Origin of the sequence: Ensifer sp. Root142 (genome assembly GCF_001426785.1) — a bacterium.
GTDB lineage: Bacteria > Pseudomonadota > Alphaproteobacteria > Rhizobiales > Rhizobiaceae > Ensifer > Ensifer canadensis.
In genome coordinates this window covers 83,506-107,977 of sequence record NZ_LMFK01000001.1, presented here as the reverse complement: position 1 = coordinate 107,977, position 24,472 = coordinate 83,506, and the positions used below count along the sequence as shown (strand labels likewise).

Annotated in this window: 22 protein-coding genes and 1 riboswitch; of the genes, 7 read left to right on the top strand and 15 right to left on the bottom strand. The window is 62.4% G+C overall.

The window, feature by feature from the left end; translation table 11 throughout:
* Positions 1 to 276 precede the first annotated feature (276 nt).
* The 7 genes from ASD52_RS00480 to ASD52_RS00450 all read right to left on the bottom strand — a co-directional run bounded on the left by ASD52_RS00480 (position 277) and on the right by ASD52_RS00450 (position 9,550).
* Positions 277 to 1,797: a globin-coupled sensor protein gene (locus ASD52_RS00480; protein ID WP_025427762.1), complete on the bottom strand. Its 1,521-nt coding sequence runs from the start codon at positions 1,795 to 1,797 to the stop codon at positions 277 to 279.
* A gap of 289 nt (positions 1,798 to 2,086) precedes the next feature.
* Positions 2,087 to 2,806, bottom strand: coding sequence for a ParA family protein (locus ASD52_RS00475; RefSeq protein ID WP_025427763.1), 720 nt, complete (start codon positions 2,804 to 2,806; stop codon positions 2,087 to 2,089).
* 234 nt (positions 2,807 to 3,040) lie between these two features.
* Entirely contained in the window at positions 3,041 to 4,189 is a 1,149-nt protein-coding gene (locus ASD52_RS00470; RefSeq protein ID WP_025427764.1) for an iron-containing alcohol dehydrogenase, read from the bottom strand.
* Positions 4,186 to 5,571 (bottom strand): aldehyde dehydrogenase family protein, encoded by a 1,386-nt coding sequence (locus ASD52_RS00465; protein ID WP_025427765.1) that lies wholly within the window; start codon positions 5,569 to 5,571, stop codon positions 4,186 to 4,188. The genes ASD52_RS00470 and ASD52_RS00465 overlap by 4 nt, the downstream gene beginning before the upstream one ends.
* 86 nt (positions 5,572 to 5,657) lie before the next feature.
* A complete protein-coding gene (locus ASD52_RS00460; protein WP_025427766.1) occupies positions 5,658 to 7,022 on the bottom strand; it encodes a glutamine synthetase family protein in 1,365 nt (454 codons plus the stop codon).
* A gap of 95 nt (positions 7,023 to 7,117) precedes the next feature.
* Complete coding sequence (locus ASD52_RS00455; protein WP_025427767.1) at positions 7,118 to 8,665, bottom strand: amino acid permease; 1,548 nt, start codon at positions 8,663 to 8,665, stop codon at positions 7,118 to 7,120.
* Between the two features lie 111 nt (positions 8,666 to 8,776).
* Positions 8,777 to 9,550: an N-formylglutamate amidohydrolase gene (locus tag ASD52_RS00450; protein ID WP_025427768.1), complete on the bottom strand. Its 774-nt coding sequence runs from the start codon at positions 9,548 to 9,550 to the stop codon at positions 8,777 to 8,779.
* Between the two features lie 173 nt (positions 9,551 to 9,723).
* Here ASD52_RS00450 and ASD52_RS00445 point away from each other — a divergent pair, with 173 nt between their 5' ends.
* The 7 genes from ASD52_RS00445 to ASD52_RS00415 all read left to right on the top strand — a co-directional run bounded on the left by ASD52_RS00445 (position 9,724) and on the right by ASD52_RS00415 (position 16,331).
* Positions 9,724 to 10,602 (top strand): MurR/RpiR family transcriptional regulator, encoded by an 879-nt coding sequence (locus tag ASD52_RS00445; protein WP_025427769.1) that lies wholly within the window; start codon positions 9,724 to 9,726, stop codon positions 10,600 to 10,602.
* A 187-nt stretch (positions 10,603 to 10,789) separates the two neighbouring features.
* Entirely contained in the window at positions 10,790 to 11,893 is a 1,104-nt protein-coding gene (locus ASD52_RS00440) for an ABC transporter substrate-binding protein (protein ID WP_025427770.1), read from the top strand.
* A gap of 282 nt (positions 11,894 to 12,175) precedes the next feature.
* Positions 12,176 to 13,051 carry an ABC transporter permease subunit gene (locus tag ASD52_RS00435; RefSeq protein WP_025427771.1) on the top strand — a complete coding sequence of 292 codons (876 nt, stop codon included), beginning with the start codon at positions 12,176 to 12,178 and terminating at the stop codon, positions 13,049 to 13,051.
* On the top strand, positions 13,048 to 13,836 hold the full coding sequence (locus tag ASD52_RS00430) for an ABC transporter permease (RefSeq protein ID WP_025427772.1): 789 nt from the start codon (positions 13,048 to 13,050) through the stop codon (positions 13,834 to 13,836). Before ASD52_RS00435 ends, ASD52_RS00430 begins: the two co-directional genes overlap by 4 nt.
* Before the next feature lie 4 nt (positions 13,837 to 13,840).
* Positions 13,841 to 14,902, top strand: coding sequence for an ABC transporter ATP-binding protein (locus tag ASD52_RS00425; protein ID WP_025427773.1), 1,062 nt, complete (start codon positions 13,841 to 13,843; stop codon positions 14,900 to 14,902).
* 194 nt (positions 14,903 to 15,096) lie between these two features.
* Positions 15,097 to 15,450, top strand: coding sequence for a TfoX/Sxy family protein (locus ASD52_RS00420; protein ID WP_025427774.1), 354 nt, complete (start codon positions 15,097 to 15,099; stop codon positions 15,448 to 15,450).
* 166 nt (positions 15,451 to 15,616) lie between these two features.
* Positions 15,617 to 15,766: riboswitch (FMN riboswitch) on the top strand.
* Positions 15,767 to 15,857: 91 nt separating this feature from the next.
* On the top strand, positions 15,858 to 16,331 hold the full coding sequence (locus tag ASD52_RS00415) for a 6,7-dimethyl-8-ribityllumazine synthase (protein WP_025427775.1): 474 nt from the start codon (positions 15,858 to 15,860) through the stop codon (positions 16,329 to 16,331).
* 240 nt (positions 16,332 to 16,571) lie between these two features.
* On the opposite strand, the gene ASD52_RS00410 is transcribed toward ASD52_RS00415, so the two are convergent.
* The 8 genes from ASD52_RS00410 to ASD52_RS00375 all read right to left on the bottom strand — a co-directional run bounded on the left by ASD52_RS00410 (position 16,572) and on the right by ASD52_RS00375 (position 24,465).
* The gene (locus ASD52_RS00410; RefSeq protein WP_025427776.1) at positions 16,572 to 17,849 is read right to left on the bottom strand and encodes a low temperature requirement protein A; all 1,278 of its coding nucleotides are present in this window, start codon (positions 17,847 to 17,849) and stop codon (positions 16,572 to 16,574) included.
* Between the two features lie 357 nt (positions 17,850 to 18,206).
* The gene (locus ASD52_RS00405; RefSeq protein ID WP_025427777.1) at positions 18,207 to 18,644 is read right to left on the bottom strand and encodes an RpiB/LacA/LacB family sugar-phosphate isomerase; all 438 of its coding nucleotides are present in this window, start codon (positions 18,642 to 18,644) and stop codon (positions 18,207 to 18,209) included.
* A gap of 42 nt (positions 18,645 to 18,686) precedes the next feature.
* Entirely contained in the window at positions 18,687 to 19,454 is a 768-nt protein-coding gene (locus tag ASD52_RS00400) for a triose-phosphate isomerase (RefSeq protein WP_025427778.1), read from the bottom strand.
* Entirely contained in the window at positions 19,451 to 20,236 is a 786-nt protein-coding gene (locus ASD52_RS00395) for a DeoR/GlpR family DNA-binding transcription regulator (protein ID WP_057223327.1), read from the bottom strand. The genes ASD52_RS00400 and ASD52_RS00395 overlap by 4 nt, the downstream gene beginning before the upstream one ends.
* 104 nt (positions 20,237 to 20,340) lie before the next feature.
* The gene (locus tag ASD52_RS00390; RefSeq protein WP_025427780.1) at positions 20,341 to 21,279 is read right to left on the bottom strand and encodes a TIM barrel protein; all 939 of its coding nucleotides are present in this window, start codon (positions 21,277 to 21,279) and stop codon (positions 20,341 to 20,343) included.
* 14 nt (positions 21,280 to 21,293) lie between these two features.
* Positions 21,294 to 22,133, bottom strand: coding sequence for a TIGR01459 family HAD-type hydrolase (locus tag ASD52_RS00385; protein WP_025427781.1), 840 nt, complete (start codon positions 22,131 to 22,133; stop codon positions 21,294 to 21,296).
* A complete protein-coding gene (locus tag ASD52_RS00380) occupies positions 22,130 to 23,416 on the bottom strand; it encodes an FGGY-family carbohydrate kinase (protein WP_025427782.1) in 1,287 nt (428 codons plus the stop codon). The genes ASD52_RS00385 and ASD52_RS00380 overlap by 4 nt, the downstream gene beginning before the upstream one ends.
* Positions 23,413 to 24,465, bottom strand: coding sequence for a class II aldolase/adducin family protein (locus ASD52_RS00375; protein WP_025427783.1), 1,053 nt, complete (start codon positions 24,463 to 24,465; stop codon positions 23,413 to 23,415). The genes ASD52_RS00380 and ASD52_RS00375 overlap by 4 nt, the downstream gene beginning before the upstream one ends.
* Positions 24,466 to 24,472 lie beyond the last annotated feature (7 nt).

Below are 24,472 nucleotides of genomic sequence, written 5' to 3'. Positions count from 1 at the left end.
CGCGAAATTGGCATGTGCTTTCGTGGAACTGCAGAACGGGATCCTCGGGTCAAGCCCGAGGATGACGACCGGAGAAGTGAAGCCCGGGGACGGAACGTCACGAAGACAAGCTCGGGGCTGACTGAGTGGTCAAAACTTACCATGATCACAGCGGACGCCGAAATTCCTACGAACTTCGCGGCGATCCAAGTGCGCTCATAAAACTCTGGCTATAATAGACAGCGCCCCGGACCGGGATGATCCGAGGCGCTATTGCCCATACTGCGATACGTGGGCTCAGGCCGCGCGGCGATAACCGGACGCGGTGCCGACGTGAACCTGGGTAGACGTCTGGAACGCCTTCAGCTTCAGCGCGATCTGTTCTGATTCCACCGTCAGCGCCTGGCTCGCGGCATTGGCTTCTTCAACCATGGCAGCATTCTGCTGGGTGATCTGATCCATCTGGCCGATCGCCGTATTGACCGCCTGCAGGCCGGTGGCCTGTTCCGCCGTGCTGGCGCGGATGTTGCCGAAGACCGAGCTGACTTCGACCACCTGCGAGACGATCTGCTGCAGCGACTGGGCGACCTGGTTGACCGAGCTGACGCCATCATCCACCTGGCCGCGCGACTTGGCGATCAGGCCCTGGATGTCCTTGGCCGCATCGGCGCAGCGCTGGGCGAGCGCCCGCACTTCCGAAGCGACAACCGCAAAGCCCCTGCCCGCCTCGCCGGCACGCGCCGCCTCGATGCCGGCGTTGAGCGCAAGCAGGTTGGTCTGGAAGGCAATCTCGTCAATGACGTCGACGATGCGGGCGATGCTCGCAGACGAGGTCTGGATTTCCTGCATCACCTCAATCGCGTGGCTGACCACCTCGCCGCTCCGCTCGGCATTGGCGCGGGCGGCAATCACCGTCGAGTTCGCCTGATCGGCGCCTTCGGCCGTCTGCTTGACGGTGCGCGTCACCTGTTCGACGGCAGCGGCCGTCTCCTCGAGGTTTGCCGCCTGGCGTTCGGTGCGCTTGGCGAGATCGTTGGCTGCTGCCGCAATTTCCTTGGCGCTCAGATGGATCTGGCTGGCGCCGGCCTCGATGCCGCCGATCGCGCGGGCAAGCTCGCTGATCGCATGGTTGAAGTTCTCGCCGAGTTCCTCGTAGGCAACCGGCAAATCGGCGGCGATGCGCGCCGTCAGGTCACCGTCGGAGATCTTCTTCAGGGCAACGCCGAAGGTCTGGCTGACGAGCTTGCGTTCGGTCGCCAGTACCTCTTCCTGCACCGCGCGCTGCTTCGTGACGTCGGAGGCGTCCATATAGACCGAGATCGACAGGTCCATGTCGAGGAACATGCCCTTGACGAGGCTCGAAAGCATCGCGCTCATCTCTTCCGCCGAGGTCGTCTGGCGCGAAAACAGACCGCCCTTTGGCCAATTCGCTTTGACGATCTCCGTGATCAGATGTTCGGCGATCAGCGCGTAGCCGCCGATATACCAGCGCGGCTCCAGCCCGATACGGGCGTGCACCTGGCCGATGGTGCGGACCTTCGCGCCATATTCGTCGTTGAAATTGGCGTCGGCGATGTTGGCCCAGTGGCCGACCTGCGCGCCCTTGGCGCGGTTGATGTGCGCATCCGACGAGAAGAAGCGGTTCGTCTCCGGCGTCTTTTTGACCCGGGCGTAAAACTTGTCGAGCGCCGGCGCCAGCTCCTTTTCGAGGATCGGCTTCAGGGCCTTCAGGCTCGCCTTGGCGGCATCGTCAAGCGCCATGAAATTGAGACGACCGGCAATGTCTTCCTTGCCGGCAGCGACGTGTTCCGTTTTCATGCGCGATTTCCCTGCATGCTCTTGCTGGATCATGGAAGCTGGACGGGAGACCAAGCGAGAAAGGTCGAATCCACAATCCTTGCCGCAATCATGGCGGCTACCTGCACCCTCGCAAACCGCCATAAGGTGCAATCGCTTTCCACCAGCACTGGTATAAGCCCATGGTAAAGGAAGCCTTACGGGCAACAGCCTTTTCGGGTGGTCGCAACGCGATTCAACCGGAATTGACGAACATCAATTCCGGTTATGGCAGTCTTCAAAGCGGCTAACTTCGTATGCCGATCCCTGATCAGGCCGCGCGCCGCGTCGCCCAGGATGGTGCACGCGAAGCCCAGGAGCGGCGCGCCCTCACCGGCGTCAGAGCCTGCACTTCCTTGGCAAGCGCAGCTGCATTTTCGCGGGCCTTGTCGAGGTTGCTGACGCGGGTATCATCCATCGACTGAAGCGTGCCGCCGCAGTCGAAAATCTCGCGATAGGCAACGCGCTCGACGATCGGCGTGTCGAGCACGGAGACGCCGCGCGAAGCAAGCAAAGTCTTGATGGTCTGCAGCGCCCGCGTCGTCACCAGAGAATTGACCCGGGTGAGAACGACGGAATGGTTGATGCGCACACGCGACCTGTCCTCGATCTGGCGGATGAGCTCGAGGATCTGCACGGCACCGCGCGCATCCATCGCGCAGCCCTGCACCGGGATCAGCACCTGGTCGGAAAGAGCGAGAGCCAAAGCGACGATCTGATCCTTGGCGCCGGCGAGGTCGATGATGATGTAGTCGGCTTCGTCCTTCATTTCCCGGATATGACATTCCAGCGATGCCGGCGTGATATGCGAGATGACGGAGAGATTGGCGATCTGGCCGGAGTTTTCCGCCCAGCTGGTGATCCAACGCTGCGGATCGGCATCGAGGACCACAACACGGTGTCCCTGTCTCGCCAGTTCCGTCGACAGGATCAGCGCCGCCGTCGTCTTGCCCGCGCCGCCCTTTGCATTGGCGAATGTGATGACCGCCATCTTCTTCCTCATTCTGTCCTGTGTTCCGTGGCCTGCCCAACCGATGCTTCGCCGGGCAATGCCGCTTAATAGAACCTTTCAGAACATGGTTAACGAATTGGAAATTTTCGTTGGCGAAGATTAACCCCCGCCCTGCCCAATCCGCAGGCAGGGCGCGAAAAAGCCCGGAAAACCAATGGTTTCCCGGGCCGAAGAAAATTAACGGTCAGTTACTTTAGAGCGACTTGCCGGCGGTCAAATGCACTCCCTGAACAGCTTCTTGGCCGCATCGAGCGTCAGTTCAACCGGGTTGCCGCCGGCGGTCGGATCGACGATCGCCATTTCCGACATCTCGTCGATACGGTCGGTGCCGACGCCGAGTGCGGAAAGCTTGTCGGGAACGCCGAGTTCCTCGCGCAGCTTCAGCACGTAGTCGTAGAAACCGTCGAAGCCACCGGAAATGCCGAGATAGGCGGCCGCCCTGACGATCCTGTCCTCGATCGCGCTGCGGTTGAAGCGCAGCACCGGCGGCATCACCACGGCATTGGTCATGCCGTGATGGGTGTTGTAGATCGCACCGACCGGATGCGACAGCGAATGGATCGCGCCGAGCCCCTTCTGGAAGGCGACGGCACCCATGGCGGCCGCGCTCATCAGGTTGGCGCGTGCTTCGATATCGGTGCCGTCCTTGTACGCGCGCGGCAGGTATTCCTTGACCAGGCGCATGCCTTCAAGCGCGATACCGGCCGACATCGGATGGTAGAACGGCGAAGAATAGGCTTCCAGGCAATGGGCAAAGGCGTCCATGCCGGTGCCGGCGGTAATCACTTTCGGCATGCCGACCGTCAGTTCCGGGTCGCAGATGGTGACGGCTGGCAGGAACTTCGGGTGGAAGATCACCTTCTTCACATGGCTGGCGGAGTTGGTGATGACGCTGGCGCGGCCAACCTCTGAGCCGGTGCCCGCTGTCGTCGGCACCGCGACGATCGGCGCGATGCCTTCGACGCTCGCACGTGTCCACCAGTCGCCGACATCCTCGAAGTCCCAGACCGGGCGGCGGCTCTGGCCGGCCATGAAGGCCACGCACTTGCCGAGATCGAGGCCGGAACCGCCGCCGAAGGCGACGACGCCATCATGGCCGCCGTCCTTGAACGCCTTGACGCCGGCGGCGAGGTTGACGTCATTCGGGTTCGGATCGACGTCGGCGAAGATCGCCCGGCCAAGGCCGTTGGCCTCGAGGATATCGAGCGCATTCTGCGTGATCGGCATCGGCGCCAGGCCACGGTCGGTGATCAACAGCGGCTTCTTCATGCCGACAGCCTTGCAATGTTCGGCAAGCTCCTTGATCCGGCCGGCGCCAAACTTGATGGCGGTCGGGTAGCTCCAGTTCGCGGTGATCGTCATGCTGTGACTTTCTTCAGATGGTAGGATTTCGGACGGGTAAGGTTCTGGAAGCCGATGACCGAAAGCGAGCCGCCGCGGCCGGTTTCCTTGACGCCGGTCCAGCACAAGGCCGGATCGAGATAGTCGGCGCGGTTCATGAAAACGGTGCCGGTTTCAAGGTCGCGGCCGATGCGCGAGGCGCGGTCCGCATCCTGGGTCCACAGCGACACGGTCAGACCGTACTGGCAATCGTTCATCAGCTCGATCGCCTGGCTGTCGCTCTTCACCTTCATGATGCCGACCGCCGGACCGAAGGTTTCTTCGCGCATGAAGGCCATCGAGTGATCGACATCAACAAGCACCTGCGGCGCGAGATAGGCGCCGCCATCATCCTGCGGGAATAGTTTCGGATCGACCAGCGCCTTGGCGCCCTTGGCGATCGCATCGGCGATCTGCTCGCGCACAGTTGCGGCGAAGCGCTTGTGCGCCATCGGGCCAAGCGTCGTTTCCGGATCGAGCGGGTTGCCGAGCTTGTAGTTCGACACCCAGGCAACCGACTTCTCGACGAAGGCGTCATAGAGCGATTCATGCACATAGATGCGCTCGATGCCGCAGCAGCACTGGCCGGAATTGAAGGTAGCGCCATCCATCAGCGTGTCGACGGCCGCATCGAGATCGGCGTCTTCCATGACATAGCCCGGATCCTTGCCGCCGAGTTCGAGGCCGAGACCGGTGAACGTTCCGGCGGCCGCGCGCTCGATCGACCGGCCGCCTTCGACCGAGCCGGTGAAGTTGATGAAGTCGAAGCTTTTCGCCGCGATCAGCGCCGCCGTCGTCTCATGGTCGAGGAAAACGTTCTGGAACACGTCGGCCGGAACGCCGGCCTCGACGAAGGCGCGCACCATGCGTTCGCCGACGAGGATCGTCTGGCTGGCATGCTTGATGACCACCGTGTTGCCGGCCATCAGCGCCGGCGCGACCGTGTTGATCGCGGTCATGTAGGGGTAGTTCCACGGCGCGATGACGAAGACCACGCCATGCGGCTCGCGCTCGATACGACGGCCAAAGCGGTCGCTCTCTTCGACGAGGATCGGCTTCAGCGCGTCGGCAGCAATCGAAGCGACATAGTTCGAGCGCTCGTTGAAACCCTTGAACTCGCCGCCGTGGCGCACCGGCCGGCCCATCTGCCAGGCCAGTTCCGGCACGACCTCGTCGACCATCTCGTTGAGACGGGCAACGCCTGATAGTACCAGGTTGACGCGCTCGTCCAGCGGACGGCGGGCCCAGCTCTTCTGCGCCTGGCGCGCGTGGGCGACGGCCTGCTTGGCCATTTCCAGCGGCAGCGCCGGGCGCTCGGCATAAACCTCTCCGTTCACCGGAGAAATACACTTGATCATGCTCATGATCGTCTTCCTGCTTCCATTTCGAATGACGGCGTAGCCGGCCCTTGGTACCGGACCGGCCACTGAGATCTAAGTTTCCGGCCTTGTCAGGCCCGCTCGAAGCCGCGCGCCACTTCCCAGTCGGTGACGCGACGGTCGTATTCTTCCTGCTCCCACTCGGCCGCGCGGACATAGTGGTCGATGACGTCGTCGCCGAAGGCGGCACGCAGCATCTTGGACCCCGTCAGCGCCTCGGTGGCGGCGCGCAGGGTGCGCGGGATCTCGCGCACGTTCTTGCCGCCGTAGGCATCGCCGACGAAGGGCGCTTCCAGTTCCATCTTGCCTTCGATACCGGAAATGCCGGCCGCGAGCAAAGCCGCGAAGGCGAGATAAGGGTTGAGATCGGAGCCGCCGACGCGGCACTCGATGCGGATCGCCTTGGTGTCTTCACCGCAGAGGCGGTAGCCGGCCGTGCGGTTGTCCTTGCTCCACACCGCCTTGGTCGGCGCGAAGGTGCCGGCCATGAAGCGCTTGTAGGAGTTGATGTAGGGCGCGAGGAAATAGGTGATCTCGCTGGCGTGGCTGAGCAGGCCGGCCACATATTGGCGCATCTGCTCCGACATGCCGTATTTGCCGTCCTTGTCGAAGAATTTCGGCGTCTTGCCGTCAGGGCTCCACAGCGACTGGTGGATATGCGAGGAGGAGCCCGCGGCCGAATAGTTCCACTTGGCGAGGAAGGTGATCGCCTTGCCGCGCGACCAGGCAATCTCCTTGCAGCCGTTCTTGATGATCGCATGCCGGTCGGCCATCGTCAGCGCGTCGGCATAGCGCACGTTGATCTCTTCCTGGCCGGCGGACGCCTCGCCCTTGGAATTCTCGACCGGGATATCCGCGCCCTGCAGGCCGTTGCGGATCGCCCGCATTACATCCTCTTCCTTGGTGGTCTGGAAGATGTGGTAGTCCTCGTTGTAGCCGCTGACCAGCTGCAGGTCGCGATAGCCGGACTGGCGCGCGTCGTCATAGGTCTGATCGAACAGGAAGAATTCGAGCTCGCTCGCCATGAACGCCTTGAGGCCCATCGCCTCCAGCCGCGCGATCTGCTTCTTCAGGATGGCGCGCGGTGAATGCGGCACTTCGGCATGGGTGTGATGATCGAGCATGTCGCACAGCACGAGTGCGGTGCCTTCGAGCCACGGAATGCGCCGCAGCGTCGAAAGGTCCGGCTTCATCGTGTAGTCGCCATAGCCCTTCTCCCAGCTCGTCGCCTTGTAGCCGGAGACGGTCTCCATCTCCATGTCGGTCGCCAGCAGGTAGTTGCAGCTATGCGTTTCCTGCCAGGCGCTGTCGACGAAATACTGCGCGTGGAAGCGCTTGCCCATCAGCCGGCCCTGCATGTCGACTTGGCAGGCGAGAACCGTATCGATGCGGCCGGCGGCGACATCCTCTTTCAATTGCTCGAACGAATAGCTCATCAAATTTCATCCCATGTTTCGGCAAGCGGCCGTTCCCGTGGCCGCAAAAAGAAAGGCGGAAGCTGCAGATGCGCTCCCGCCCATTTTATTATTGGTTAGACTTGGCCGACCGCCTTTTCGGCAGCGGCGATTTCCGCCTGGCGGCGAGCCACTTCATCGCCGATCGGCGGACCGCGGAACCGGCGGTTTTCCAGGCCGAACCAGATGATCGCAGTCAGCGCCAAGAAGCCGACGGTGATGTAGAGCGCCCAGTCGTTTGGCGGCTGGATGCCGAGAACGAAGATCAGCACCATGGCGATGATCGAGAGCACCGCGAAGAGCTTGAACATGCCCTCGCCCAGGTTCCACGGACCCATCTTGTCCCACTTCGACGTACCCCAGGCGAACAGACCGAGCGTGATCGGGATCGCGAAGGAGAAGAACAGGAAGATGACGGTGCACGATACGACGATCGTATAGACCGGCGTTTCGCCGATCGAGACCAGCGACGAGCCCCAGACGAAGAGCACGGAGAGGATCGAACCGGTCCAGATCGCAGCCACCGGCGTGCGGTAGCTCGGGCTGACCTTGGCCAGAGCCTTGGACGCCGGCAGGCCGCCGTCACGCGAGAAGGCGAAGATCATGCGCGAGACCGACGTGACGGTTGCCAGGCCGCACAGCCACTGGCTGACGAGGATGGCGAGGTAGAGCACGTCCTTGATCACAGGGTGAACCTGCGCGTCCATTGCCCAGAAGAACACGTTCCAGCCCTGCTTGGCGGCTTCGTCCATGTTCGGCAGCATCAGCACGAAGGAGCAAAGCATGATGTAGCCGAACAGCGCCGACCACAGCACCGACGAGACCATGCCGCGCGGCACGGATTCTGCCGCCTTTACGGTTTCTTCCGAGGTGTGCGCGGAGGCGTCGTAGCCGGTGATCGTGTAGATCGGCAGCAACAGGCCGAGCAGGAACACCCAGGTGCCCGAGGTCGCCGGCCATACGTTTCCACCCGTCTCGCCGGAATAGTTGGAGAAGGTGAAGAGGCGGGCGATGTCGTAGCTGTCGGCGACGGCAAGGCACACGAGCGCAAGCAGGATCGCCGTTGCGAAGATCAGGTAACCCGAGAAGTCGGTGAGCTTGGCCGTAAGCCCGATGCCCATGTGGTTTACCAGCGCCTGAGCGCCCGTGATGACCGCAAGGAAGATGATGCGGGTGAGCGTCGTATCCGCAAGACCGAAATACGGCGTGCCGAACGAGCCCATGAAGAAGTAATAGGTGCCGACGTTGATGGCGCCGAGAACGGTGACGAGACCGAGCAGGTTGAACCAGGCGGTTACCCAGCCGGTGAAGCGGTTGCCGAGGATCGAGCCCCAGTGATAAAGGCCGCCGGCCGTCGGATAGGCCGAGCTGATCTGCGCCATGGCGACGGCAAAGACGAGCGAAATGAAGCAGCCAAGCGGCCAGCCGATGCCGATTGCGGCCCCACCCGCACCCGACGTCGCCTGCGCCAGCGAGTTGATGCCGCCGGAGAGAATGCAGATGATGGAGAATGAGACCGCGAAGTTCGAGAACTGGCTCATTCGCCGCTCGAGCTCCTGGGCATAGCCCATCGAATGCAGGACCTGCATGTCCTGCTTTTTGTCGAGATCACTGTAGTCTGACATTTTTCTTCCCCTGATTTCTTCAGACCCGACCGCCCCATTGCAGCAGGGTCCCATCACCACCTGCCCCGGCAAGCCGGAACAGGACCGCGGCAAAGCCGCTCCCCAGGGTCTTTATTTTGCTGAAAGCGCTGCCACGCCTTTGCTGAGCAGCCCTTCCAGATAATCGGCCATGACCCTCTGGCCGATCTCGTTTCGAATGAGATCGTTGCGGATCTCGATCATCACATTCGGCAGCCCGTTGTGGACGCCGTATTCGATCAGACTGTGCGTAACGCCGTCGGCCGGCCCGTAAGGCTCGTTGCGGCGGATATCGTAGGCGACCTTGCCCCTGGTTGCGAAGGTCAGCATCTGATCGGCGAGCCGGCTGTCGGCATCATGCAGGATGCCCACTTCGACGGAACGCGGCTTGCCGAAATAGACGGGCGTGAACGAATGCATCGTGACGACCACCGGCGGTCGGCCTTTGGCCTTGCGCTCGGTCACGAACTGGCTGATGGCGTCGTGAAACGGCAGGTAGATCTCGTCGACCCGTGCCCGGCGCTCCTCCTCCGCCATGTCGCGGTTGCCCGGAACCTCATAGACTTCGCTGACGGCAGGCATGGCGCCGTCGGCCTCCGGCGGGCGGTTGCAATCATAGGCAAGGCGCGAAAAGCGCTGGTAGATCAGGACCGCGTCGAGCTTGCGCGACAGAAACTCTGCAACCGCGAGCGCGCCCGGGTCCCAGGCAATGTGGCTTTCGAGCGCCTGCGGCGAAAGGCCGAGCGAACCGAGACGCTCCGGCACCCGGCGCGACGCATGTTCGCAAACGAGAACGATATCGCCTCTCCCGGCCGCGTTCTCGATCGCAACCGGATCGCCATCTGTATCGGTCAAAAGTCGCGTCAACACCGGCATCCCCTCTTGCCCCGTTAGACGTTCGTTAATGAAAAGATTTGTTCAGAGATTAGCGAGTGTCAATCGAAATCTGAAACGATCTCTTCAAAATTGCGATTGACTCCAATTGTGACAGCGATGTTTAATCTGTCACAAACTGGCGTTAGACCAGTTCAGGGGAGACTATGACTAGCAAGGCGACACCCACGACGGTGTCGGATGTGATCAACGCCCACTTCGCCGCGCTGACCCGCGCGGAAAGACAGTTGGCAGAGACACTTCTCGACAACTATCCCGTATCGGGACTCGGTTCGATCACCACGGTCGCCGAGAACGCCGGCGTATCGACTCCGACCGTCGCCCGCATGGTGCAAAAGCTTGGTTTCAAAGGCTTTCCCGATTTCCAGTCGCGGCTGCACCAGGAGCTGGAAGCCACGATTTCCAACCCGATCACCAAGCATGACCGCTGGGCCGCAAGCGCGCCGGGCACCCACACGCTCAATCGCTTTGCCGATGCCGCCATGAACAACATGCGCGAGACGCTGGCGCAGATCGAGCCGCGCGAATTCGACGAGGCGGTCGCCCTTATCGCCGACCGCAAGCGCAACGTCTATCTGCTTGGCGGCCGCATCACCCGCGCCGTTGCCGATTATCTCTTCACCCATCTGCAGGTGATCCGCCCTGGTGTCACCGAAATCGCGTCGAATGCCAGCGCATGGCCACACTACGTGCTCGACATGCGCCACGGCGACGTGCTGATTCTCTTCGACATCCGCCGTTACGAGCAGGAAATGGAGACGCTGGCGAAATCGGCGCGCGAACGCGGCGTCGAGATCGTCCTCTTCACCGATCGCTGGAGCTCGCCGGTGGCAAAATCCGCCTCCAAGGTCTTCCGCTCGCAGATCGAGGTGCCCTCGGCCTGGGACAGTTCAGTGGTGATCCTGTTTCTGGTCGAGGCCCTGATCGAGGCCGTCCAGAGCACCAACTGGGACGCAACCCGCGACCGGATGAAGACGCTAGAGGGATTGTTCGATTCGACCCGCATCTTTCGCAAACCGGTTTAGGAGGAGTGGCCGGCACGTTCACGGAATTTTATGCACGTGTGTTTCAGTGAAGGCGCCGTGTCGAAAAAAGAATTGTTCTTCCAACGACATGCGCGGCGCGAACAGACAGATCGCTGTCACACAAGTTTCATCGCATCTCTTTAACAGCATCGCCGAAATTGACTGAAAACCCATAAGGAGAACGCCAGTGATTTCAACGACTCAACGCCTGCTCTCGCTTTCCACCGCCATGCTTCTGGCAACGACGGCCATCGCCGCTGCCGAGCCGAGCGAAGAGCTCATCGCCGCCGCCAAAAAGGAAGGCTCGCTGACCACCATCGCACTTCCGCACAACTGGTGCGGCTATGGCGACGTCATCGCAGGCTTCAAGGCCAAGTATGGCCTGGAAGTCAACGAGCTGAACCCGGATGCCGGTTCGGGCGACGAAATCGAAGCCATCAAGGCCAACAAGGGCAACACCGGCCCGCAGGCGCCTGACGTCATCGACGTCGGTCTCTCCTTCGGTCCGTCGGCCAAGGCCGAAGGCCTGATCCAGCCCTACAAGGTCTCCACTTGGGATTCGATCCCGGATTCGGCCAAGGACGCCGAAGGTTACTGGTACGGCGACTACTACGGCGTTCTCTCCTTCGTGGTGAACACCGACATCGTCAAGGACGTGCCGAAGGACTGGGCCGACCTGAAGAAGTCGGACTACGCCAACTCGGTCGCCATGGCCGGCGACCCGCGCGCCTCCAACCAGGCGGTTCAGGCCGTCTACGCCGCCGGCCTCGCCGCTGGCGAAACCGATGCCGTCAAGGCTGGTGAAACGGGCCTCGGCTTCTTCGCCGAAGTCAACAAGGCCGGCAACTTCGTTCCGGTTATCGGCAAGTCCGCCTCGCTCGCGCAGGGCTCGACCCCGGTCGTGATCGCCTGGGACTACAACGGCCTTTCCTGGCGCGACAGCCTCAACGGCAACCCGCCGGTTGAAGTCGTCGTTCCGGCTTCGGGCGTCGTCGCCGGCGTCTACGTCCAGGCGATCTCGGCCTACGCGCCGCACCCGAACGCGGCAAAGCTGTGGATGGAGTATCTTTATTCCGACGAAGGTCAGCTCGGCTGGCTGAAGGGCTATTGCCACCCGATCCGCTTCAACGACCTCGCCAAGAACGGCAAGATCCCGCAGGAACTGCTCGACAAGCTGCCGCCGGCAGCAGCCTACGAAAAGGCTGTCTTCCCGACGCTCGAAGAGCAGGCCAAGGGCAAGGAAGCGATTACCACCAAGTGGGATAGCGTCGTCGGCGCAAACGTGCAGTAATATCCATGACTTCCGCCTCTCCGCGCCTCGGCGCGGGGAGGTTTCCCTAAAGCGCGTCACGATCACCAGGATTCGCTTGCTGCGCTTTAAGGTCTTGTTTTTGCGCATGTCGTTGTCGCAAACCGCAACACGCTTTTGCGCGACATGGTTTAATCTCGTGCACAATTCCTTAGCTCGGTATCGATCTAAGGAATTTTGCAGCAAATCAAAGCGCTAAGGCGATCTTTGTGCGTTCATGCGGACGCGCAAAGGTCACTGCAAGCCTCGGGACAGAAAGCCTATATGAGCACCGCTTCACCGACCTTGATCAGCAAGCGAGCCGTCATCGACTGGCTCGGCATTGCCCCCTTCATGCTTTTCGCGCTGCTGTTCCTGATCATCCCGACGCTTTATCTCGTCACCGGCGCGTTCCTGACGCCCGATGGCAGCTTTACCTTCAAGAACATCGGCGATCTGTTCACGCCCTCGATCCTCAGCGCCTACTGGATCTCGATCCGGATCTCGATCGCGTCCTCGATCGGCGGCGCGCTGATCGGCTTCTTCCTCGCCTGGGCAATCGTGCTCGGCGGCGTGCCGACCTGGATCCGCTCGGGCCTCCTGACCTTTTCGGGCGTCGCCTCGAACTTCGCCGGCGTGCCGCTCGCCTTCGCCTTCCTCGCGACCCTCGGGCGCACCGGCCTCGTCACCGTCTTCCTGCGCGAATGGTTCGGCTTCAATCTCTATTCGACCGGCTTCAACCTGCTGTCGTTTTTCGGATTGACCATCACCTACATGTATTTCCAGATCCCGCTGATGGTGCTGATCCTGACGCCGGCGCTCGATGGTCTGAAGAAAGAATGGCGCGAAGCCTCTGAAATCCTTGGCGCCTCGACCTGGCAGTACTGGCGCATGGTGGCGCTGCCGATCCTGTGGCCGAGCCTGCTCGGCACCACGCTCCTGCTGTTTGCCAACGCCTTCGGCGCGATCGCCACGGCCTATGCCTTGACCGGGTCCTCGCTCAACATCGTGCCGATCCTGCTCTATGCGCAGATCCGCGGCGACGTGCTGCACAATCCGAACCTCGGCTATGCGCTGGCGCTCGGCATGATCGTCATCACCGGCATCTCGAACGTTCTCTATATCTGGCTGCGTATGCGCGCCGAACGGTGGCAGAAATGAAAGCACAACGTCTCGGCGCCTGGATCGCCATCGCCATCGGTGCAAGCTACTTCATCATCCCGCTGCTGGGCACGCTGGAATTCTCGCTGCGCATGCGCCGCGGCGAATACTCGTTCGACGCCTATCGCTCGGTCTTCTCCGACCTGCAGTTCCGCGAGACCTTCGGCTATTCGATGATGATGGCCGTGTTGACCATCGTCTTCGGCATGCTGCTGGTGGTGCCGACCGCCTATTGGGTCCGCCTTCGCCTGCCGCAGGTGCGCCCGATCATCGAATTCATCACCCTTCTGCCGCTGGTCATCCCGGCGATCGTCATCGTCTTCGGCTATCTGCGCCTCTACAACTCCTCGTCGTGGATCCCGCTGACCGGCTCGATCTCCGGCACCAATGCGCTGTTGATGTTCTCCTACATGACGCTGTCCCTGCCCTACATGTACCGGGCGGTCGATACCGCGATGCGGGCGATCGACGTCCGCACGCTGACGGAAGCCGCCGAAAGCCTCGGCGCCAAATGGCCGACGATCCTGTTTCGCTGCATCTTCCCCAACGTCATGAGTGGCGTGCTCTCCGGCGCCTTCATCACCTTTGCGATCGTCATGGGCGAATTCACCATGGCCGCGCTGCTCAACCGCCCGGCCTTCGGTCCGTACCTGCAGCTCGTCGGCGCCAACAAGGCCTATGAGCCTTCGGCGCTCGCGGTCATCGCATTCGCCATCACCTGGCTCAGCATGGGTCTGATCCAGCTCGTTTCCCGCATCCAGAAATCCGCTCCGGCCAAGGCTTGATCACATGGCATTCCTGACACTGAACAATATCCAGAAGTCCTTCGGCCCGGTTCAGGTCGTGCACAACTTCAACATGGTCATCGACAAGGGCGAGTTCGTTTCGTTCCTAGGCCCGTCAGGCTGCGGCAAGACGACGATCCTGCGCATGATCGCCGGCTTCGAGACGCCGTCGGGCGGCACGATCACCATCGACAGCAAGGACCAGGGAACGCTGAAGCCCAACCAGCGCAACATCGGCATGGTGTTCCAGGCCTATGCGCTGTTTCCCAACATGAACGTCAACGACAACGTCGCCTTCGGCCTGAAAGTCGCCGGGGCGCAGAAGTCGGAGATCGATACACGCGTCAAGCAGATGCTGAGCCTGATCAAGCTCGAGCACCTGGCCGACCGCTTCCCCTACCAGCTTTCCGGCGGCCAGCAGCAGCGCGTGGCGCTCGCGCGCGCCCTCGCCGTCAAGCCGCAGGTGCTGCTGCTCGACGAGCCGCTGTCGGCGCTCGACGCCAAGATCCGCGTGTCGCTGCGCGAGGAAATCCGCCAGATCCAGCAGCAGCTCGGCATCACCACTGTCTTCGTCACCCATGACCAGGAAGAAGCCCTGTCGATCTCCGACCGCATCGTCGTCATGAATTCCGGGCGAGCCGACCAGATCGGCACGCCGTTCGAGATCTACAACACCCCTGCGACCCGATTCGTCGCCTCCTTCGTCGGCACGCTCAACATCATCGAAGCCAAGGTCGCCGACCCGGCCGCCGGTGCTGTCACCATCGGCAACCAGCAGGTGTCGCTGAAGGAGCCGATCGCCGGCATGAAGGGTGGCGACAACATTTCGCTGGCGCTGCGCCCGGAGGCAGGCTCGATCGCCGACAGCGCCAGGGGCGACACCGCGCTGACCGGCGAGGTGGTTTCGACCAGCTTCCTCGGCTCGGTCATCCGCACCAAGCTGCGCATCGGCGGCGACGTCATCTCCTTCGACATGTTCAACGACCCCGGCCTGACGCCGCCGGCCTTCGGCTCGAACGTCACGCTCCGCTTTGCCGCCAAGGACCTGCTCGTCATCCGCGAGTAGATCTCCAGCGTCCCCCTACAGCGCGTGCGTCTTGTTACGCGCAAAGGTCGCTGTAGCGCTTTGAAGTGCTGCATGTTTTTATCCCTAAATCGAATAGGATTTAAGGAAACATGCAGTAGCTGCCTTGCACATGCCGTGGAGAGATTGCCTGAACCGTCGAATGAAAAACAGCGCATTTTGCACCGGCGGCCGCCATGACTAAAGCGCAGCCGAGTGCGTTCGTCACCCATATCCACGAAGAACTCGCGGATATCGGTCCCGTTGACATAGGCCGCTTCTTCGGCGGTTGGGCCTATCTTGTCGCTGATCGCCAGTTCGCCATCAGCATCAAGGATCGCCTCTATTTCAGGGTTGATCAGCCCCTGAGAGATGCGCTTCTCAGCGAAGGATGTCAGCCGTTCACCTACAACAAGGGCGGCAAACCGGTGGTCGTGCACCGCTACTACGAAGCACCGGTCACTTGCCTTGATGACAGGCAGGCGCTGCTCCATTGGTCCGCACGCGCGATCGCCGCCGAAGACGAAGCCCCGCGTCGCGTCCGCAGATAAATGTCTCGTGGCGGCGACGCGGCACGCGGCCGAGGTCAGACTACGGCGGCTCCCGACGGGAACAGATTTGTCCGGGAGCGATACGGCACGGAAAAAATCTGTCGCGATTTCCCGGATTTTCGTCGCGTCATGCGTTTGACCAGGCACGGCCGATCTATATAGTCGCTCTTGTTCTCAGGGCGGGGTGAAACTCCCCACCGGCGGTAGCGATCGAAAGATCGAAGCCCGCGAGCGCTTCGGAGGTCTACTTCGGAGGTCAGCAGATCCGGTCAGATTCCGGAGCCGACGGTCACAGTCCGGATGGAAGAGAGCAAGCAGGAACGTGGACCCCACACCGGGGTTTCGCGCGCGTGCATGTTCGCCCGACGGGAAAATTGGAAACGCCAAACCCTGGAAGGCTTGAGACCATGACTATTCTTTCCCACCCCACCGCCAAGATTGCGATTGTCCGTGCCCGCTGGCACGCCGACATCGTCGACCGCTGTGTCGATGCCTTCGTCGCCCAATGGACGAAGTTCGGCGGCAGTGCCGCCGACGTCGAGATCTTCGACGTGCCAGGCGCGCTGGAAATCCCGCTGCACGCGCAGAAGCTTGCCAGGACCGGCCGTTACGCCGCGATCCTCGGCACCGCCTTCGTCGTCGATGGCGGCATCTACCGCCATGACTTCGTCGCTGGCACGGTGCTCGACGGTATGATGCGCGTCCAGCTCGATACCGACGTGCCGGTGCTGTCGGCCGTGCTGACGCCGCACAATTTCCAGGAAAGCGCGCCGCTGATCGCCTTCTTCCGCGAACACTTCGTCGCCAAGGGCGAAGAAGCCGCCAATGCCTGCGCCCAGATCCTCGACGCCCGCGCCAAGCTGGCGCTGCTCAACGCCTGATCTGCTGGCGGGCCGCAAGCCCGCGCCGTATCCGGCCGCCACCCCTCATCCGGCCTGCCGGCCACCTTCTCCCCGCCTGCGGGGAGAAGGCTAGGGTGAGGGGCAAGGCTCGCTCAGCGCTCCGATGCGCAACCATCGAGCCGCTTCGCGGCGCCTGCTTGAATCAACCTCTGAACCACCTGAATCAAGCCGCCAGCAACAGCCGGCAAACCGCTGTTTCGAATAGCCAATTCCCGGCGTTCAATGCACCGGCTCTGCCTCATCAAGGCACCGTTCCAGCGCCGCCATCCGGTGGCGATGACCGACCGCCTCGAAACCGACGACGGTCACGAACGGCGCAAACATCAGAATGATCAGGCAGATCGCCATGTCGACGCCCGCCATCGCGGCCGCGATCGACGCCGCAAGCAGCAGCATCGTGCCGGCGAGCAGCCAGGCATGAAGCGGTTCCGACTGCCGCAGCAGATAGGCATACATGCCGTAGACCAGAGCGATATAGGCCGCGACCGGGACCGCCACCGTCAACACGGTCGCAAGCGACCCGATATGCGCCTTGTGCTCGATGTAATAGGCGGCGACATGCAGGCCCGCACCGGTCGCAACGATCGCGGCGAAAATGAACATGTGACCATAGCCCCAGACGAAGGAGCGTCTGCGGTGCACGTGCAGGACCTCGGCACTCGGCAACAGGAAATAGATCCACCACATGCCGAAGGTAAGCCCGGTGCCCGCAAGGCAGACGAGCGCCACGTCGAGGTTCCAGCCCTCCCCATCCACCACCGCCGTGATCGAGGCGACCGTGCCGACGACGCCTTCTCCGAGCGCGATGATTGCCAGAAGGCCGTAGCGTTCCGCAATATGGTGGGCATGCCAGGGCGTGCCGCCATGCCGCGTCTCGGCGATATAGGGCCCGAGCATCTCGATGACGGTGAGCGCCACGACCATGGCGAAGGTGACAACGATCGAGAAGTCGACGAAGATCTGCACGACCCAGCCGAGTTGCGCAACCGTGATCGCTACCACATAGGTCATGCAGGCCTGCCGTCGTGCCGGATCTTGGCCGGCGGCGCGCAGCCACTGGAAGATCATCGCCACCCGCATGACGACGTATCCGAGCACCATCACGCCATTGTCGAGATGGGCACCCTCGTCGACCGAGCGGAACATGGCGGGAAGGCCGATCGCCAGGATCAGCACGCCGACCATCTGCACCATGGTCACGCACCGGAACACCCAGTCGTCGGTGTCATAGGCGGAAGCAAACCAGGTGAAATTGATCCAGGCCCAGCAGATGGCGAAGCTGGCGAAGAAGAAGCCGATCAGCCCCGCCTTGAAATGTCCTTCGGCCATCAGATGCGCAAGCTGCGATGCCGCAAGGCTGAAGGCGATGACGAAGGTCAGGTCGAACAGAAGCTCGAGCGTCGTGGCTGTGCGGTGGTGTTCGTGCGTGTCGCGGCCGCTCATGCGCGCCAGGCGGTGGCTTCCGGCATGCGGCGGTGTCGTTGGGGCGTCGGGCATGGGGCGGCATTCCTCGCTGACGTGACGATATGCAAGCATGTTCAAATATTTACAGAAGCTTCGTCAAGCCGGCAGTGCCCCGGCGGTCTGCCAAAACACCCGACAGCGCCGCGCCTCAAACATGACGCGCAAACGACGCTGAAACGAATTAGGCAGTGGCAAATCAGGAAAAGACGCCCGGCATCTCTGCCGGGCGTCTCGCCGCGATGCGCGAGGGAGGATCAACGTGCATTGCGGTATTAGAGCATTTCCAGGAAAAGTGCGAATCGGCTTTCCGCCAGGAAATGCGTAAAAACAAAGAGATAGAGCGGGTCTGTGGCTCCGTTTAAACCGGAAACGCTCTAGCAGTTGGCTCGCTTACTTCGCCGCGTCGAGACGATCGATCGCGTCGACATTGCCGGCCGACGGGCCGTTCGCGTCGAATTCGGAGGCGAGCCAGGTATCAACGATCGACTTCGCCAGCTCCGGCCCGATGACGCGCGCGCCCATGGTGATGATCTGTGCGTTGTTCGACTTTGCCGCCCGCTCAGCGGAATAGGTGTCGTGGGTCAGCGCGGCGCGGATGCCCGGCACCTTGTTGGCCGAGATGCAGACGCCGATACCGGTGCCGCAGAACAGGATGCCGCGCTCGTTGTCGCCATCGACGATGGTCTGCGCCAGCTTCTGCGACAGGTCGGCGTAGAAACCGGACTGGCTGAGGTCGCTGACTTCGAGGTCGGCCTTGCCCTTGAGATGGGCGGCGATGACGTCGAGCAAGGGCTTGCCGGCGCTGTCTGCTCCGATTGCGATCTTCATGATTGTTCCTTTCCGTCTTGTTGATCTGCGGGGTACGAGGGCTCAGATCGCCTTCGAGACGCGCTGCAGAATGTCGAGATAGCCATTGACGTCCCAGGCGGAGCGGCCGATGAACAGGCCGTCGATGTGCCCCTGGGTGATCAGTTCTTCGCAATTGCCGGGATTGACGCTGCCGCCGTAGAGGACGGGAACGCGCACGCCGAGCGCGCCTTGCGCCACGTCGGCGATCCGCTTATGGCGCTCGTCGGCATAGTCTGATGTTGCCGGAATGCCGTTGACGCCGATGGCCCAGACCGGCTCGTAGGCGAGCAGGATCGTCGCCTTGCGCGCGTCGCCTTCCAGCAGTTCCAGCGCGCCTTCAACCTGCCGCTTCAGGACGGCATCCGCCTCGCCCGCCTCGCGCTCGGCGAGCGTCTCGCCAATGCAGATCAGCGGCACCAGGCCGTGGCGCACCGCCGCTGCCGTCTTCAGGCCCACGGTACGGTCGGTCTCGCCGAAGTGCTCGCGCCGTTCGCTATGGCCAAGCTCGACCACATCGAGGTTGCAGTCCCTCAGCATCACCGGCGAAACCTCGCCGGTCCAGGCGCCGGCGTCGTCCCAATGCATGTTCTGCGCACCGACCTTGACGCCCGTTTGCACGAGCCGTTCCTTGACCTGTCTGACGGCGGTAAAGGGTGGAATGACGAAACGCTGGATGCGCTCGTCGCGCGCTCCGTCCGCTGCGGCCAGCCTCTCGGCAAAGACCATGGCCTCCGCCAGCGTCTTGTTCATCTTCCAGCTTGTGCCCACCCAGAGCTGCGGCTTGTTCATGCTTTCTCCGATGCTTTTCGATTGTCGACCGTCACCAGGGGGATTCCGGCCTCGCGGAGCGTCGCGGCATGCTCATCCGTCACCTCGGCGCCGGTCAGCACCGCATCGAAGGCGTCGAGCCCTGTCAGGAAATGCAGGGCGGAACGCCCGAACTTGTCGTGATCGACCATGAGATATTTGCGCGCCGCCGACTTCACCATCAGCCGCTTGGCCTGCACGACCTCCTGGTCCTGGTGGAAGGCTGCCGTTCCCGCGACTGCGGAGCTGGAGAGGAAGGCGATATCGACGCGCAGCGAGCGCAGCGCCTCTTCGGTGACGATGCCGAAAAAGCCGTTGAACTTCTTGCTGTACTGGCCGCCGAGCGCGATGACGTTGATGCCGGGCGCACCGGACAGACCGGTGATGACGCCGAGGTTGTTGGTGATGACGGTCAGCGGCCTGATGTCCCTGATGCAGCCGGCAATCGCGCCGGCCGTCGAACTGTCGTCGATGAGGATGCTCTGCCCCGGCTCGATCAGGCTCGCCGCATATTCGGCAATGCGGTTCTTCTCGGCGGCGGCAATCTTCTCGCGGTAGCGGAAATCGCTTTCGAACTGCGGGCTCGACTGGATCGAAGCGCCGCCATGCACCTTGCGCAACAGGCCAGCCTGTTCGAGATCGTCGAGGTCGCGATGCACCGTCATCTTGCTGACGCCGAAACGGAGTGACAGATCCTCGACGGACGCCGTGCCGGCCTCCATCAAAACATCCATGATCGCCTGTCGCCTGTCTTCCGGCTTCATCGTCATCCGCCTCGATCCCGATGCCGCGAGAGCGCGACATCACACCTGAGAAGATAACACCTTTATGTTATATTTCAATCTAACTAATGATACTTTGTGATATTTCAGTGTGATTTTGATGATCGGTTGAACCCGGTATCGATGTAGGGCTCCCAGAACTCCACGGATTCGCGGATCATCTCCACAACGTTGTGGTCGGTCGGTTCCCGCTCGCGGAAGGACAGCTCCAGGCAGATCTCGTTGTCGGTGCCGCCGCCGGCCTTGACCGCATCGATCAGCTTCTCCGGCGTGATGCGGCCATCCCGGTTGTAGGCAGCGGTAAACGGCCAGTGCCCGCCCTTGTTCATCGACGACTGCTTGATGTGGATGATCGGCGAGCGCTCGGGAAATGCGCCCGCCCAGGCATAGGGGTCGATGTCATCGGGGTCGTCGGAGGTGACGTCGCCATGGTCGATATCGACCATCATCTTCATTGGGAGCGGCAACTCCGCCTCGGCGAGCCGCCGGTCGAGCGAGCGGCACTCGGCGATCGTGTGGCCGAACTCGCGCCCGACCGACATCGGTTCCCAGAACACATAGGAAAGACCGGCCGCCTTGCCGTGTTCCGCCACGTCGCGCCAGCAGTCGATGGCGATCTTCATCATCTCCTCGCGCCGGGCCGGGTCGTCATAGTCCCTCAGCGTGAAGATCGCAAACTGCGTGCCCATGCCGGATGCGCCAAGCTCGGCGGAGATATCGGCAAAGGTCTTGAACCAGTCGACATAGTAGCGTCGCACATCCGGGTCGGGGTGGCCGAAGTGGTTGAGCCTGCCATAGGGCCCGGTCATGCCCGAGGTGATCCTGACGCCGGTGCGGCTAAGCGCTGCCCTGAACTGACGGATGGTCTTGGAGATCGTTGCCGCCGGCCAGCCCGGATTGACGAACTCATGCGTCAGCTGCACGTAGCCGATGCGGATCTGCTCCCCGATTGTCTCGATCAGATCATCAGGCTCGGCAAAACGATTGACCAGCGGATTGGTGTTGAGCGACAGCGTGAAAGCCAAGACCGTACTCCTGACTACCAGAGAAATTTCGGGAGGATGAAATCGGGCGTGGCGCCATGCTCGGCAAAGAGTTTTTGCCGCTCCTTGTCGGAGGCATGCTCCAGTATCCCGGTGGTCACCAGCGCCGACTCAAGGCCGGCACTTGCCGCCCCGGCGATATCGTGTTCGATGCTGTCGCCGATTGCGCAGACGCGCGACGGATCGGGATGACCGAGAAAGTCGAGGGCAAAATCGTAGATGTCGGCGAATGGTTTTCCGATCCAGCGCACCGTGCCGCCGAGTTCCTCGTAAAGCTCCGCAATCCGCCCAGCCCCGAAAGCCATTCCGCTCTTGGTCAGCATCACCTTGTCGGGGTTGGTGCAGAGGCACGGCACGCCGCGCCGTGCCGCAGGCGCCAGCAGCGCCTCATAGTGCGACAGCGGCAGGACATCGCCTTCGCTCGCAGCCAGAAGCACGAAGTCCGCATCCGCGCCATCTTCGGTGCGCTCGAGGTCGAGCCCGGTGAGCGGCGACAGATCGCCGTCGCGGCTGACCAGCAGGCACTTTTTCGGAGGCCCGCTTGCCTGCCCGCCTTCCTTTTTCAGGATCTGCCACGCCACTTCGCCCGAGGTCAGGAACCAGTCCCAGCTGCCGGCGACGAAGCCGAGATCGACGAGACGGCGGTCGTTTTCCGCCGAGCGCTTGCCGGAATTCGAGAGAATGATGATGCGCTTGCCCTGATTCTTCAGCCGCACCAGCGTTTCGGCAGCACCAGGATAGGGCCTGCGGCCGTCGCGCAGCACGCCGAACTGGTCGATCAGAAAGGCGTCATAACGATCGGCGATATCGCCGAGGCCTGAGATGACAGTACTCATAACACACCTGCCTGTCTTGCACCGGCAAGCGCCAGCCGCGCCGTGCCGGCTGCGGCCTCTTCCGAACGTACCGTCAGGAACGGCACGCCGAGCTTGCGCGCGCGGATTGCCGACCACGCCGCATTTCTTGCACCGCCACCGACGGTGCGTATGGAACCGAGCTTGGGTCCGCCGAACGATGTCAGCCTGTGATAAGCAAGGCTTTCGATACCGGCGATGCCTTCGAAGATTGCCTTCAGAAACATCGCGTCATCCTCGGGTCGCGGCGTCAGGCGTGGCTCAAGATTCGGATCGGCGATGGGGAAGCGCTCGCCGGGCTTCGTCAGCGGGTAATAGTCGAGCCCGCTATCGACAGCCGGATCGATGCGGGCGGAAAGCTCATCGATGCGCTCTGCGGAAAAATACTCGGCCAGAACAACGCCTCCCGTATTCGATGCGCCGCCCGCCAGCCACATGTCGCCGATCCGGTGGCTGTAGAGGCCATATTCCGGGGCAAACAGCGCCCGGTCGGAAAGCACCTTCACCGTCAACGTCGTGCCGAGTGCGCTGACGCCATCGCCCGGACGATCGGCACCGGTCGCCAGAAACGAGGCACAGCCATCGGTCGTGCCGGCGACTAAAATGACATCCGGCGTCAGGCCGAAGGCTTCGGCTGCGGCCGCCGATATCGTCGCAACCGGCGCACCGGCCGGCAGCACCTCCGGCAGGAGATCGATGCGCGCGCCAGTTCGTGAGATCCACTCCGGCCAGCACCGCGCCACCGGATCGTAGCCGGTCTTCAAGGCATTGTTCTCGTCGGAAACGTCGTAGAGCCCGGTAAAATGCCCGGCGAGCCAATCGGCCTGATGGATGACACGGAAGACATCCGGCACCGATTGGAACAGCAGCACCTTGGCAAGACCGGAGGTTGCCCCGTGGGCGGCACTTTCCTTCGGTGCATGGGCGGCAATTGCGTCCAGCATCGTCCGGTCGGAAACCGGATCGTTGTACATCATCGGCGTGGCAAGCGGCGCACCGTCGGCGGAAACGGGCAGCATCGTGCCCGAGGTTCCGTCGATGCTGATGGCGCGGATCCGTCGACGATCGACCGCCTCGAGCACCTCGCCAAGCGCCGCCCGCACCGCCTTCCACCAGCCGACCGGATCGCGGTGGTCATCGGAAAAAGCGGCGAGCTTGGCCGCACCAGAGGCGACGATCGTGCCGTCAGGCACCATCGCCACGGAGCGCGCGCCCGACGTGCCGATATCGATGCCGACAACAAGGGCGTTCTGATCTCCACTCATTGCAGCGCCTGCCCTGCCCGGTTGAGCTTCTGGCGATATTTCTCCGCGTCCCAGCCGAGCAGTTCGGCGTTCTCGGCATCGCTCAGATAGCGAAGACGCCCATTTGCGGGAATGCGGGCCGTCACGTCGGCAAGGCAGCGCGCCATGGCGAGCGCGCCTGCGGAAATGGTCTTCTCGACCAGTACCCCCTTGCCGGGAAACAGCAGAAGCGGCGGCAGGGTTTCGCCACGTTCATTCCTGGCGGTCTCGATCGAAACGGCGGTTTCGCCCGGCGCGGCGATGACGGACCCCTTGCCGAGGAAGATGACATGGTCGGGATAGAGGCTGCCGCCGGCAGCAATCCGGCAGCTTTCGAGGTCGGTTGCGACCGCATGCAGTCGTGCGTCGTCGGGCAGGCAATAGCCACTGTCGACCGCAAGGCGGGACAGTGCCGCGAGATCGGCTGATGGCGCCGCCCGTCGCTGCGTCGTCAACCGGCGGGAGACCTCGGTCAGAAGGATTGCCGCATCGGCGACGGTCTCGGCGGCAACTGCAAGGCCGTGATTGCCGAGGATCAGCACCGACGTCTTCTCCTGCAGCCGCTCGGCGATCGCCTTGGCAAGCGGCAGCCCCGGCCGCGCATAGGGTACGAAGACATGCGGGATACCCGTCAGGCGTTCGGCAGCGATGGCCGCACCGATCGTCTGCACGGCGGTCGCGATGGTTTCGACGCAATGGACATGGATCACCACCTTCTGCGGCATCAGCGCATGTACCGTCGTCTCGATCGACGGCCTGAGGCCGGAAGGGTTCATTTCGGAGATGACGAAGTCCTGGGCTTTCTCGGCCGCGGGATCCATGCGATCCAACGCTTCGAGCAATGGGTCGAGCGCCACCGGCACCATGACGTCGCGCTGGCGCGCATGGGCAAGCCAGAGGCCGGAGGCCTTGATCCAGAGCGTGCCGACCTCCTTGATCGACGTGTTTCCGCCCGCCCCCTGCACCAGCAGCGGGTCGGCGCCGACCCGCGCCGAGATATCAAGCAAGGCCTCCAATTCCAGACTGCGCATTCCCACT